This is a genomic window from Methylomonas koyamae (assembly GCF_001644025.1).
GTDB classification, from domain to species: domain Bacteria; phylum Pseudomonadota; class Gammaproteobacteria; order Methylococcales; family Methylomonadaceae; genus Methylomonas; species Methylomonas koyamae_A.
Genome location: NZ_LUUK01000219.1, coordinates 1 through 15,058 on the forward strand (window position 1 = coordinate 1; position 15,058 = coordinate 15,058).

The 15,058-nt window shown below is 56.9% G+C and carries 3 protein-coding genes; all 3 read left to right on the forward strand.

From position 1 onward, the window contains the following. Nucleotides 1-4,724 (forward strand): non-ribosomal peptide synthetase (locus A1355_RS21885; protein ID WP_157197989.1); only part of this gene is annotated, 4,724 nt, incomplete at its 5' end. 8 nt (nt 4,725-4,732) lie between these two features. Continuing rightward, complete coding sequence (locus A1355_RS21890; protein WP_064031408.1) at nt 4,733-10,384, forward strand: type I polyketide synthase; 5,652 nt, start codon at nt 4,733-4,735, stop codon at nt 10,382-10,384. Further along, nucleotides 10,381-15,045 (forward strand): non-ribosomal peptide synthetase, encoded by a 4,665-nt coding sequence (locus A1355_RS21895; RefSeq protein WP_064031409.1) that lies wholly within the window; start codon nt 10,381-10,383, stop codon nt 15,043-15,045. The genes A1355_RS21890 and A1355_RS21895 overlap by 4 nt, the downstream gene beginning before the upstream one ends. Nucleotides 15,046-15,058: the final 13 nt, after the last annotated feature.

Here is a 15,058-nt window from a genome sequence, read left to right on the forward strand (position 1 = left end):
ACCAAGACCGCATCGGCATCGACGACAACTATTTCGAATTGGGCGGCGATTCTATTTTAAGCATTCAGATCGTGGCTAAGGCAAGACAAGCCGGGATCCGACTGGATTTGAAGCAGTTGTTTTCCGCCCAGACGATTGCCGTTCTCGCCGAATCGGCCGAGGCGGCCGAAAAATCCAGCGCCGAGCAAGGACGGGTAACGGGGACGGTGATGCCTACTCCGATAGTGCATTACTTTTTCGAGACGGTGACCAAGGACGTTCAGCATTTCAATCAGTCAGTGCTGTTGGAAGTGCCGTCGGATATCGACGTTGCCGCATTGCGGAAGAGCTTGGCGGCGGTGCTCGATCATCACGATGTCCTTAGAATGCAAGTCAGGTCGCCGGTCGAGCTTTATATCCCACCCGATGGTGAGATAGAGCAGGTGCTTCAGTTGAATACCTTCCGCGATGCCGAGGATTTGGCCGAGCAGGCCGAAGCCGTCCAAGCTTCGCTGCAATGGCTCAATGCGCCGTTGCTAAAGGTCGTGTTGTTCCAAGCGAAGCGGCAAGACTGTCATAGCCGTTTGTTTTTGGTGTTGCATCACTTGTTGGTGGACGGCGTCTCTTGGCGGATTTTGTTGGAAGATTTACAGCTGGCTTATCAGGCGGCCAGCGCCGGACAAGTCCCGAATTTGCCGAAAAAAACCAGTGCCTTTCCCGCTTGGGCCGAGCGCTTGCGGCAATGGTCCAATACCTTGCCCGACCAAGCCTATTGGCTGCGCCATTGTGAGTATGGCTTTGCCCGCTTGCCCGTGGACCATGCGGCCGGCAACAAGATAACCTTGGCCGATACCGTCGTCGAGTCCTTGCAACTCGACCATGAGATCACTCAAGCCTTGATGCTGGCGCCGAGAGCCTTACAAGCCAGCGTCGAAGAAGTGTTGCTGGCGGCGCTGCTGGAAAGCTTGTGGCAACGCTTGGGCAAAACAATGCTAGTCATCGAACTCGAAGGTCATGGCCGGGAGAATGTGTTCGAGGATTTGGACGTTTCCAGGAGCGTTGGCTGGTTTACCTCGCTGTTTCCGTTAGCGGTCGAGGCAAACCTAGCAACGGCCTTGGCCGCTGTCAAAGCGGCCATGCGCGCTTTGCCGCATCGGGGCTTGAGTTACGGTGTTTTGCGTTATTTGAGCGCCGACGCGACTCTGCGAAGGAAACTGGAGGATGCGGAACAACGGGCTACCGGTATTCGCTTCAATTACTTGGGGCGTTTCGAGAAGGCTAAACAGGCTTCGGTATTCATCGCCCAGGCGCAAGAACGACGCGGCGACGAGCGCTCCGGCCGGCAGGATTTTGGCTTGTTGATGGATTTTAATGGCGCCGTACATCAAGATTGTCTAAGGCTGGAGTTGCGTTACAGCCCGTTACAGTTCGATCGTTCGACCGTTTTGCAATTGCTCGCCGATTTTAAACGACATTTGAGTGGCCTTTTGGCCCAGGCACCCGTCGAATCCGGCTTCGAGTTGGCAATGCCGGACGAGCAAAGGCTGAGCGACATGAGGCGGCGCGGCGGCGTGCGGGATGTTTATCCGCTCGCGCCGTTACAGCAAGGCTTGCTGTTTCACAGCGTGTTCGACAGCCAATCCGGCAGCTACTTGCAACAAGTCAGTTGGCGTTTCAGCGGTGAGCTGCAAGTCGATTCCTGGCGGCGAGCTTGGCGGGAATTGATCCGGCGGCACTCGATTTTAAGGACGGGCTTCGATTGGCCGGGCGCGCGGCAGCCACTGCAAGTGGTGTTTGATGACGTGCCGTTCGTGTGGCGGGACCTCGATTACAGCAAAAAGTCGCCGGCGGAACGGCAGCAATTATCGGCAAGCTTTTTACGCCAAGACAGGCAAACGCCGTTCGATGTTAAAGCCCAGCCGTTATTGCGCTTTGCCCTATTGCGTTTGAGTGCCACGGAATCGGTGTTTGTTTGCAGCTATCATCATATTTTGCTGGACGGCTGGAGTTTGCCGAAACTGATCGAGGACGCCTTCGGTCTTTATGCCGCTTACGTAAGCGGCCGGCAACCGTGTTTGCCGGATAGAAGGCCTTTTCGCGACTATATTGCTTGGTTGCTCGAACAGGATAGCCGCACGATGGAGGCTTATTGGCGGCGGCAACTCGATGGATTTAGCGACGTTAACAAACTGGCGATCGATAGCGGTGGCGACAGCCATAGCCTGCAGGCGGAGTTTGCTCAAGCGCAAGCGGTTTTGGATCGTAAGACGACAGCCGCTTTGCAACAGTTTGCTCAGCAACAACGGGTGACGGTCAACATTGTGTTGCAGGCGGCTTGGGTCGTGTTGCTGAGCCGGTATTGCGGCAGCCGCGACATTCTGTTCGGTTTGACGGTTTCCGGCCGGCCGGCCGAGTTGGAGCGGGTCGGCGACATGCTGGGTCTGTTTATCAACACCGTGCCGGTACGCGCGAAGTTGGCATCGGGGCAAACCGTGGAACAACTGTTGCGACAATTGATGGACGACGGCATGGAGCGTGAGCCTTTTACTTATTTGCAACTGGCCGAAATGCAAGGCTGGAGTCAAGTGCCGGCGGGTCAGGCATTGTTTGACACGCTGTTCATCTTCGAAAACTATCCGATAGACGAAGCGCTGAGCCAGTCCTCATCGATCTTGCAGCTGAACGATTTTCAAGTTTACGAGCAAACCGACTTGCCGTTGACGCTGCTGGTGACGCCGGGCCGGGAATTGAGCTTGAAAATTTCCTATCAACGGCAACGCTTCGACGCCGACGCTATTCAAGGTGTGTTACGGCATTTGCAAGACATCCTGACGCGGATGTTAAGCGCACCTGGCGCTTTGCTGTCGGGGATAGGCTTGTTGTCGCAAGCGGCGCAGCAAGATTTGGTGCAGCTTGACCGGCGGGCGGTCGCCAGCCATTGTCTGCCGGGACTGTGTTTGCATAGTCTGATCGAGCGGCAGGCGCGGCAGTCCGCCAATAAAACCGCCGTGACATTCGGCGAGCAATCGCTGAGTTATGCCGAGTTGGAACAGCGGGCCGAGCGCATGGCCGGGCAGTTGCAGGCGTTGGGTATCGGCGTCGAAAGCGTCGTCGCGATCTGCATGCCGCGTTGCATCGAAATGATCGTGGCGTTGCTGGCGGTATTGAAAACCGGTGCCGCGTATTTGCCGCTGGATTTGAATTTGCCGGTCAAGCGTTTGCACTATATGGTCGAAGATTCGGGGGCGGAGTTGGTGCTGGTGTATGGTTCGACCGCGCCGGCGTTTCCGGTCGCCACATGCGATGTCGCCCGGCTATCGGCCGACGCCGCCGAAACGCGGTGCGAGCAAGTCCTGGTTCGGCCCGATAATCTGGCTTACGTGATTTACACGTCCGGCTCGACCGGCAAGCCGAAAGCCGTTCAAATCAGTCATAAAAATATCGTTAATTTCATGCTGACCATGGCGGAACGGCCCGGCATCGTTGCCGACGACCGCTTGTTGGCGGTGACGACCTTGGCGTTCGACATTGCCGCGTTGGAGTTGTATTTGCTGCTGACGGTGGGTGCCACCGTGGTATTGGCCGATAGCCTGCAAAGCGCTGACGGCCACGTCTTACAGGCTTTATTGCAAGAGCACGATATTACGCTGATGCAGGCGACGCCCGCCAGTTGGCGCCTGTTGCTCGCTTCCGGTTGGCAAGGCAGGCCCGGTTTTAAAGTGTTGTGCGGCGGCGAAGCCTTGCCGCTAAATTTGGCCGACCAGCTTAGGCAGCGAGCTGGCGAAGTGTGGAATGTCTACGGTCCGACCGAGACCACGGTTTGGTCTAGCCGTTGCCTGGTAACGGGCGACGGCAAGATCAAACTAGGCGAGCCTTTGGCCAACACCCGGTTGTACGTGGTTGATGAAGACTTGAATCTGCTGCCGCCGGGGTTTCCCGGCGAGTTGATGATAGCCGGGGAGGGCGTGGCCAGGGGGTATCGGCATCGCCCCGGTTTGACGGCCGAGCGCTTCATCCCCGATCCTTTTTCGGCCGCCGGCGAACGCATGTACCGCACCGGAGATCAGGTCGTTCGCCATCTCGACGGCAGCATCGAATACTTGGGACGGCTCGATTTTCAAGCCAAAATCCGCGGTTATCGGATAGAGCTGGGCGAGATCGAAGCCCGGCTGGAAGATAGAGCCGATATCGAGCAAGCGGTGGCCGTCATCAATCAAACGCAGGCGGACAACCAGCAATTGCTGGTTTACTATCGCGGCAAGCTTTCGTCGGCCCGCGAGCTGCGCGATTACTTGGCGGAGTATTTGCCCGCCTATATGCTGCCTAGCGAATTTATTCATTTGGAAACGTTTGCGTTGACCCATTCCGGAAAAGTCGACCGCAAAGCCTTGCCCAAACCTCAACGTAGCGACGGTCCCAAACCCGTTGCCGGTCAGCCAAAAACCCAAACTCAAAAACAACTGTTGGCCATCTGGCGGCAGGTATTGCAGCGCGACGATTTCGGCACCGAAGAGAGTTTCTTCGATTTGGGCGGCCATTCGTTATTGTTGATGCAAGTATGGAACGCGCTGCAACAACAGTATCCCGCCTTACAAACCGTTGATTTATTCCGCTATCCGACGATAGCCAAATTGGCGGCTTTTCTGGATGACAGCGGCGCGGATGCCTCCGCCGCCGTTGCCAAAGCCGAACTTAAAGCGTCGAGGCAAAAAACCGTCCGGCGTAAAAATCTAATCAACAGCTAAGCGCAACCATGAACGAACAACAGTCAGCGGAAAACGAATTGGAGCCGATCGCGATCGTCAGCATGGCGTGCCGCTTTCCGAAAGCGGACGGTATCGAGGACTTATGGCGCTTGTTGATTCAGGGCGAAGAGGGCATACGGTTTTTTTCCGACGAGGAACTGCTTGCCGCCGGCGTTTCGCCGTCGCAGTTGGCGCAGCCGGCTTATGTCAAAGCCAAGGGCATGATCGAAGGCATCGAAAATTTCGATGCGCATTTGTTCGGTTACACGCCGCGCGAAGCCGAGTTGATGGACCCTCAGCAACGGGTCTTGCTCGAATGCGCTTGGCAGCTATTGGAAAGGGCGGCATTGGATCCTGACCGCTTCGAAGGCGATATGGCCGCTTATGTCGGCGTGGGCATGAATATCTATTTGCTCAGCCATTTGTTGAGCGATTACCGGCTGAAAGAATCGACCGATTTTTACCAAATGCTGATCGGCAGCGATAAAGACTTTGCCGCCACCCGCTTGGCGTATAAATTGAATTTGAAAGGCCCGGCGGTCGCGGTCAATACGGCCTGCTCGACGTCTCTGGTTGCCGTGCATTACGCCTGCCAAAGCCTGTGGGATTATCAATGCGACGCGGCCATCGCGGGCGGGGCGACGTTATTGGTGCCGCAACGGGCGGGTTATTTCTACCAAGAAGGCGGAATTCCTTCGGCGGACGGCCATTGCCGGGCCTTCGACGCCCAGGCGGGCGGCACGGTGCCTGCCAGCGGCGCCGGGCTGGTGTTGCTCAAACGCCTGGAGGATGCCCTACGGGATAGTGATACGATTTATGCGGTCATCAAAGGCTCGGCGGTCAATAACGACGGTGCCGATAAACTGGGATTTACCGCGCCCAGCGTCAACGGCCAAGCGGCGGTTATTGCGGAAGCCCTGGCCGTGGCGGGCGTATCGGCCGATAGCATCGGTTATGTCGAAGCCCACGGCACGGCGACGCCGCTGGGTGATCCGATCGAGGTGGCCGCGCTGAAACAGGCTTTTGCCAGGGCGAAGCAAAAGCAATATTGCGCGTTGGGTTCGATCAAATCCAATCTCGGCCATATGGATACCGCGGCCGGCATTGCCGGTTTGATCAAGGCGGCATTGATGTTGCGGCACAAGCAAATCCCGGCGTCGCTGCATTTCAATCAAGCCAATCCGAACATCGATTTCCAGCAAAGTCCTTTCTACGTCAACCGACAGTTGCAGGATTGGCCGCGGACCGAGTGCCCGCGGCGCGCCGGCGTCAGTTCTTTCGGTATCGGCGGCACCAACGCTCACGTGGTGCTGGAAGAAGCCCCCGAAATCCTGCATTCCGCCGACGCCGGCAGAGCGCGGCAAATCCTGCCCTTATCAGCCAAATCGCCGGAAGCCTTGGCGCGGCTGGCGGCGTCACTGGCAGAGCATTTAACCCAGCGGGAAGAATTGTCGTTGGCCGATGTGGCTTATAGTCTAGCGGTCGGTCGCCGGGAACTGCCGCTAAGGCGGTTCGTGTTGGCGGAAAACCTGCAGCAAGCGGCGCAAGCCTTGAGCCGTGAGGAGGAAGACTATGATGCGACCGTCAAACCGGCGCTGGTGTTTATGTTTCCCGGCCAGGGCACGCAAAAAGCCGGCATGGGACTGGCTCTTTACCAGAGCGAAGCGGTGTTTAAGCAGGAAGTGGACGTTTGCTGCGACTATTTACAAGCGCTGTTGGGTTTGGATTTAAGGGCTTTGATGTTTCCAGAGCCTGGGCAGGAGCAACAGGCGGAGTGGCGGCTACGGCAAACCGAACATACTCAGCCGGCGTTATTTGTTTTCGAATACGCCTTGGCCAAGCAATTGATTGCCTGGGGCATAGCACCTGCGGCGATGATAGGCCACAGTTTGGGCGAATACGTCGCGGCCTGTCTCGCTGGGGTATTTAGCCTGGAACAGGCTTTAACGCTGGTGGCGGAACGCGCTCGCTTGATGGCGGAAGCGCCGTCCGGCGGTATGCTGGCGGTCAGGGCGACGGAAGCGCAATGCCGGCCCTGGTTGACTGACGACTTGGTGTTGGCGGCGGTGAATGCCGAAAACCAATGCGTGTTAAGCGGCAGTCAAACGGCCATCGATCGCTTATTGCCAACCCTGAAAGAGCAAGGCATTGCCTATCATCCCTTGGCGGTGTCCCATGCTTTCCATTCGCCCTTGATGCAGACGGCGGCTGACCAGTTTGCCGAGTCGTTCCAAACGCTGAACCTGCGGCCCAATGCGATTCCCTTTGTCTCCAACTTGAGCGGTGACTGGTACGATGCGACCGATTCGTCGGCTGCGTATTGGCAACAACACATGCTGAAACCGGTGCGTTTCTCCGACGGCTTGCAGACGCTGTGTGCCGAATTCGGGCAATTGCTGTTATTGGAAGTCGGTGCCGGACATACCTTGCAGGTCTTGGCCAAGCCGCTGTTGCAAGGTGGACAAGCGGCCTTGGGCACCTTGGCCGATGCGGGTTCCGATTTACAGGCCTGTGTTGCCGAGCTTTGGCGCGCCGGCATCGCGGTCGATTGGCAGCGTTTTTATCGAGATCAGCAGCGGCAACGCTTGGCCCTACCGACGTATCCTTTTCAGCGCCAGCGTTACTGGGTCGAGGCGAGAACAGCCGATAGCCAAGCGCCTTGCCGGGACGAGAGCGCGGATTTGAGCCATTGGTTCTCTACGGTTAATTGGCAGCGCTGCTTGTTGCCGCCGACAACCGACCGGCTGGCGGCGGACGGCTATTTGGCGTTTGTCGGCGCCGAAGGACTAGATTTGGAAGCGGCTTCGCAACCTTGGCGGCAAATAACCATGGCGGCGAATTACCGAACTGTCAGCGATGGAGTTTGTACTTTAAATCCGGCCCGGGAAGACGATTTCGAGCGTTTAATCGGCGACTTGGGCTTGGCGGGCCAGGTGCTGGAAGTGGTGTATGCCTGGCACCAGAGCCAAGCATCTTACGCCGAGCCTTATCTGGGCTTGTTGCATTTTTGCAAAGCATGGCAGCGCTTGTCGCCGGGTACGCCGTGCCGCATCAGCGTCGTCACTCGCGACTTGTTCGAAGTGAGCGGCGCGGAAACAGCGCTGTCGCCGTTACAGGCTTTATTGCTGGGCCCAGTTAAAGTCGTGCCGCAGGAATATCCGCACATACAGTGCCGTTTGGTCGATCTCGACGCTAGTCTGTCCGTGAGACCGGACATGTTGGCCTTGCATCCCAAGCTTTCGGTGGTGGCGTGGCGGAACGGTTATTACTGGCAGCCGGTACTCGAAAGCCTGGATTTGCCGGAACCGGACCGGGATGCTTTGAAACGCGGCGGCCGTTACTTGATTACCGGCGGCTTGGGCGGCATCGGTCTATTGCTGGCAGGCTTTTTGGCGCGTCATTATCAAGCCAGATTGCTGTTGACCAGCCGGCAAGCGTTTCCGGAGCCTAGCCTATGGCCGTCCGCCGTCGAACTAGACGATAGCGAGGATTTTAATGCTTTGGTCGCGGATTTGGCGCAGACCGAGCGTAGGCTGATAGCCGAGCTGCGGATTCCCGGCTTGGACGATTTTCCGGGCTTGCAATCAAGCCTGGAACGATTATGCAGCCTGCATTTGTTGAATTTTTTCGCGCAGTCCGGCATCTCGCCTTACGGTGGCACGTGGTGGACCGTGAGCGAAATCGGTGCTCGACTGCAACTCCTGGCCAAATTCGACAAATTTTTAGGCCTGCTATTGGCAATTTTGCAACGAGACGGTTTGGTCGTTTGGCAAGGCGAGCGTTTTCGTTTCAATTTAGATGCGCCTTGCGAATGGTCGATCGAAATTCGGCAGCTCGAACGCCGGATCGATAGCGATTATCCCGGCTTTAAAGCTTTATACGAAATGGTGGCGCATTGCGTGGCCCATTTTGCCGAGGCCTTGTCCGGCAAAATAGAAGCGATCGGCGTGTTATATCCCGACGGCGATCGCAGCTTGATTTCGGAAACCGGCAAAAAAACCGTCGAACACTCCAATCACCGGGTTTATTACCAGTTATTAAAACATTTCGTTCATCGCACCCTCGATAGTTCCGATGGCGTCGTCAGGATACTCGAAGTCGGCGGCGGCAGCGGCGTGCTGACCGGTCAGATCGCGCCCGGCTTGTTGGGCAAGAAGGTCGAATATTATTTCACCGACATCGGCAAGTCGTTTGTGCTGAAAGTACAGCAACAAGCGCAAGCGCAAGGTTTCGATTTCATGCGCTTTGCGGTATTCGATATTTTTCGGGATCCCGTTGCCCAAGGTTTCGAGTTTCAAAGTTTCGATTTGATTTACGGCTTGGATGTCGTGCATGCGACGCCGGATGTCGCTAAAGCGGTGACTCAGCTCAGCCGCTTATTGAAACCGGGCGGGGCGTTGTGCTTGGTGGAAACCCCGCCGATTCCGCGTTGGTACGAGATGGTTTGGGGGCTGGCCGAGGGTTGGTGGTATTTTAACGATACCGAACTGCGGTCCGGCACGACGCCATTGTTGAGTCCGGATGCTTGGCAAGAAGTGTTGCAAGGTAGCGGTTTGTTCGCTGATGTGGCGGTGTTCCCGCGCGAAGCCGAGGCGCGGGCGAAAACCGATTGTTGCCTGGTCGTCGGTCGGGCGCCGGGCCAAAAGCGGCTTGCAACTGGAGACGGCCATACCCGCGCCAGGCCGCAGGCCGAAACCGTGGCCAGCTTGTTGGATATGCAAAGACTCGGCGCCGAAGTGCTGGTTTGCACGGCCGACGTTTGCGATCGGCAAGCCATGCAAGCTGCGGTCGAGCAAGCCCGCTTGGCCTACGGTGGATTGGATGGGGTGTTCCATACCGCCGCCAGCGATAGTCGGGGCTTAATCGATCTGCAAGACCAGTCGCGCTCTTTGGCCGAGTTGCAACCCAAAGTCGTCGGAACCCAGGTGTTGCAACAATGCCTGGATTTCAAACAACTGGATTTTGTCGCCTTGTTTTCGTCGTTGAATGCCATCACCGGCGGCCAGGGAAATATTGCCTATACGGCGGCGAACAGCTATTTGGATGCCTTTGCCCATTATTGCCGTCACCGCGACTTGGGTAGGGTTTACGCGTTGGATTGGGACCGTTGGCAAAGCATCGGTCAGGCGGTCGCTTTCGAGCGGCGGGTCGCCGATAGCTCGGGTGCTGTTTTGCAAGGCGGCATTAGCGATGTCGAAGGTTGCGAAGCCCTGCGTAGAGCGCTGGCATCGGGCTACCGCCAGTTGTTGATTCGAACCGGGCGCGGCCGGGAACTGAGTCCGTCGACAGTGGAATCCGCCGCCGAGTCTCGGCCAAGCGGCCACCAGCGGCCGCATTTGGCCCAGCGCTATGTCGCGCCGGAAAACGAAATCCAGCAATTGATCGCCGGGGTTTGGTCCGATGTGCTCGGCGTCGCCCAGCCGGGCATACACGACGAGTTCGCCGCGTTGGGCGGGGATTCTTTGATTGCGATTCGGGTCGTATCGCGGCTGAAAGAGGCGCTGGATATGAATCTGGAAGTGAAGTTAGTCTTCGAATACAGCACCATCGCCCGTTTGGCCGACCGGATCCAGACCCTGCAATCGGTGCTACGCCTGTCGGCTGCCGATACGGATGTCAACGAAGACGATGAAACCCAATATGAAGGCGGTGTCATTTGAGTTCGGTCGCCGATTTGCTCGAACCGTTAAACCAACGAGGTATCCGGCTTTATTTAGAGCAAGGCGAGCTGCGCTTTAAGGCGCCCAAGGGCGCTATGACGCCGGATACCCTGGCGCTGTTGAAAACCAATAAGGCCGAATTGACGGCCTTGCTCAGACAAGCCGAAGCAAGCCGAGGTGCGTTGAGCGAACCGTTGAGCCGCTTCGCCGATACCGACGAGGTACCTTTGTCCATGGCTCAGCAGCGGCTATGGTTTTTGTTTAAGTTGGAAGGCGCCACGCCTACCTACAACATCCTGATGGCCAGCCGCTTGCTGGGCGACTTGGACGTTCCGAGGTTACGCCGTAGTTTCGAGTACTTGATTCGCCGTCACGAAAGCTTGCGTACCTCCTTCAGGGAAAACGACGACGGACTCGCGCGGCAAGTGATCGCCGAGGATTTCGATTTAGAGATGGTGGTGGAGGATATCTCCGCTGACCCCGACAGCGAAAAACAAGCCTTATTGGAGCAAGCCAAAGACCGGATGGCCGCGACTCGTTTCGATTTGGTACATGCGCCTTTATCCAGGGTCCGGCTAATCCGTTACGGCAATCAAGAATGGGTGTTGCTGATGGCGATGCACCATATCATCGGCGACGGTTGGTCGATGGGGATCTTGAGCCGAGAATTGGGCTTGGCGTATCAGAGGGATCTGGGCGGTGGCGAACCCCACCGGGAGGACATTGCCGTTCGTTACCGGGATTATGCGGTATGGCAGCAAAGGCCAAGGCAGCGTGCCTTAATCGAGCAGGGTGTTCAGCGTTGGTGCGAGCTGTTGGCGGGTAGCGAATACCGCCTGGATTTGAATACCGGTAAAAAACGACCGGAATCGCGTAGTTATCGCGGTTCGACTTGTCCGCTACGGCTTGATCCGACGTTGAGCGGACAGCTGGAGCGCTTGGCCGAAAGTCAAGGCGTTAGTCTTTTCGTATTGCTGTTAACGGCCTATTTCATTTTGCTGCAGCGCTATAGCGGCAGGCACGATGTATTGGTCGGCACTCAAGCCGCCAACCGCAACGAGCCGGGTTTGGAGCCTATCGTCGGTTTTTTCGTCAATACTCTGCCGTTGCGCGCCCGTATCGACGGCAATTCCAGGGTTGCCGAGCTCTTGGCGCAGGTTAAGGAGTTTTGTCTTAAGGCGTTTGATTTGCAATATGTGCCGTTCGAGCGTTTGGTCGAGGCACTGAAACCGGAACGGGACTTCGGTTCCAATCCCTTGGTGCAAATCATGTTTCTTTGGCAGAACGCGCCGATAGCGGATGTCGCGCTCAAAGGGCTGACCATGCAGCGCGAACCCTTGCCTAGCGAAGCCGCCAAATTCGATTTAACCTTGGAGTTGGGCTTGGAACAAGGCCGGATACAGGGCGTGTTCGAATACAGCACCGATTTGTACGATGCGCCGACAATCGAAAACATGGTGCTGCATTACAGCAAAATATTGCAAGGCATCGTGGAAAACCCGGACGTGGCGGTCGCCGATGTGCGGCTGTGCGAACCTCGCGGCGGCCGTATACCTAGTCTTGCCGAGCCGGGCCGAGAAAATTTGATTTCGGTATTCGACGCTCAGGTGGCGAAGACTCCCGAGGCCAAGGCTTTGAACGACGGGCGGCAGGTCTTGACCTACCGGCAATTGTCGGATCGGGCCGCGGCGCTCGCTTGGCGCTTGGCGTCGGCCGGCATTCGGCCCGGCGCTATCGTGGCGATTTATTTACCGCGCGGCAACGATTATCTGGTAGCGTTGATCGGCATTTTAAAAGCCGGTTGCGCTTATTTGCCGCTGGAAACGACGTTGCCGCGGGCGCGTATCGAATTTATCTTGCAGGACGCTCAGGTTGCCGCCGTGGTTGGCCGGGAATCCCTGTTTCCGGCGTATGCGCATATCGATTGCCGGGATTTGCAGCAGCCGGCCAGTTCTTTACCAATGCCTAACGTCCCCGCGCAAGCGCCGGCTTACTTGATTTATACCTCCGGTTCGACCGGCCAGCCCAAGGGAGTGTTGATCAGCCAACAATCGGTGCTGGGTTTGGTCGGCACTTTGGCGGACCGGATTTACCGTCAGCGCGGCGAGGTGATGAATGTCGCGTTGATGGCCTCGTTTATTTTCGACGCCTCGGTGCAACAGATTTTCGCGGCATTGCTGCAGGGCCATTGTTTGCATATTTGCGACGACGAAGCGCGGCGGGACGGGCCGATGTTGTTGGCTTTTTTGCAAAGCCAAGCGATTGATTTAAGCGATTGCACGCCGACTTTGCTGCAAATCATGCTCGAGGCGGGTTTGGCCGAACGCAGCGATTTGCGGTTAAGACAATTGATCGTCGGCGGCGAGGCATTACCGCCGCCGCTCATTGAAACAATCGCGGGCGGTTCTGAAGGTGGGCGCTTGGAAATCTACAACGTCTACGGCCCGACCGAATGTACCGTCGACGCCACGCTGCATCGCGTCGATCTACAGCGCCGTTACGCCGCCGCCGCGGTCAGTATCGGCGGCGCGCTGGACCATGCCGAGGTGGAAATCGTCGATATTTACGGCAACCGGCAGCCCGACGGCTTGGCCGGGGAAATCGTGATCAGCGGCAGGGCGTTGGCATTGGCTTATTGGCAACGACCGGCATTGACCGCGGAGCGCTTTGTGCCGGCGGATGGCGGTCAACGCTATTACCGAACCGGCGATCAAGGGCGGGTCAATCGATACGGTGAAATCGAGTTTCTGGGCCGCTTGGATGGACAAGTCAAAATTCGCGGCTACCGGATCGAGTTGGGCGAAATCGATGCCCAATTGCTTAAGCTTCCCGGTGTTTTGCAAGCCGTGGCCGTGGTCAATCGGGGCGAATCGGTCGAGATCGTCGCTTACTTGGTCGTGCAAGATAAGCCCAGCCTTGGCGATTTGCGTGCCGGCCTGGCCAAGCAATTGCCGGAGTATATGATTCCCGCGCATTTTGTGGTGTTGGAGCGCTTGCCGGTCAACGCTTCCGGCAAAATCGACCGAAAAGCCTTACCGAAATGCTCCGAGGCGCAGCGTCTGAGCGACGAACTGGGCGGCGCGGCGCAGGGCGAGCGCGAAAGCCTGCTGGCGCAAGTCTGGTGCGGGGTGTTAGGGCTGGACGGCATCGGCCGCGAGGATAATTTCTTCGCCTCCGGCGGCGACTCGATCAAGGCTTTGCAGATCGTTTCCCGCTTGCGGCAGCAAGGTTGGAAGCTGGAAGTGCGGGATTTGTTTGCCTATCCGTCGCTCAGTCGATTGGCACCTAGATTAAGCCTGCTCAAAGCGGCTGTGGAGGTGTTGGACAAGGCTGAAGGCGAACTGCCGTTGACGCCGATTCAGCAGCATTTCTTTAGGTATCACGGCTGCGATTTTCATCATTTCAACCAGGCTTTTTTATTGGAAACCGAAGCGCTGGATGCCGAGCGTCTTAGGCAGGCGCTGCTGCAGGTTTGCCAAGGTCACGATGCGTTTTTGCTGCGCTACCACTATCAAGACGGGCAGTGGCGGCAGTTTTATGCCGACGGCGAGCGCCTGGCTTTTTTCGAGCTGGAACTGCCTTCGATGGCGGCCTTAAGCATGCATGCCGCCGATTTGCAAAGGTCGTTCGATTTGACGGTTGGGCCGTTATTGAAAGCCGTATATTACCGGCTGCCGGACAAGCAGTTTTTGTTATTACTGGCCCACCATTTGATTATCGACGGCGTATCCTGGCGGATATTGATGGAAGAGCTGGATGACGCTTATCAACAAGGCAGCGCTTGGCAAGCGCCGCCGCAGACCACGTCGTTGAGTGTCTGGATGCAACAGTTGCGGCAACAGGGCGCTACGATCATCGCCGAGCAAGGGGATTATTGGCAGCGGCAAACCTTATCGCCTGGTTTGGACGGTCAGGATGTTAAATATCAAGACCTTGACATCGTTAAGGTCGAGTTCGATGAAGACTATAGCGAACGGTTTTTGACCGGCGTCCACCATGCCTACGGTACGGAAGCCAACGATTTGTTGCTGGCAGCCTTGCTGTCGGCTTATCACCAATGGGCGGGGGATTCGGCACTGAGTCTGATTTTGGAAGGCCACGGTCGGGATGTTCTGGACGATGTGGATCTTAGCCGCACGATAGGTTGGTTTACCACGCGTTATCCGGTTAGCCTGGAATATCCCGCCAATCGGGATTTGGGGTATTTGATCAAAACCGTCAAGGAAGCCCTGCGCGCAATTCCCGACAAGGGCCTGGGTTACGGTTTGGTTCGCTATATGGACGATGCTACAAACCGGCATTCGTTTCAAGACCCCGCGATCAGTTTTAACTATCTGGGCCAGTTCGGTGAGCATAGTCGGGGCCGCTTTACTTACGCCGATGAAAACATCGGTGCCATCATGTCGCCCAATGCACGGACCCCGTATTTGATCGAATTTGTCGGTCGGCATGCGGCAGGTCGATTAATGTTTGAAATAGCGTATCCCCGGCAGGTGTATCGAGGCGAAGGGATAGGCGAGTTTGCGGCGGCGTTCGAGCAGGCTTTATTGGCGATTATCGATCATGCCGCCACTTGCAAGGCGCAATCCTTGACGCCGTCGGATATCGATTACGATGGATTCGATATCAATCAATTGGACGATTTTCTGGCGCAAATATAAACTGCTTTTACGT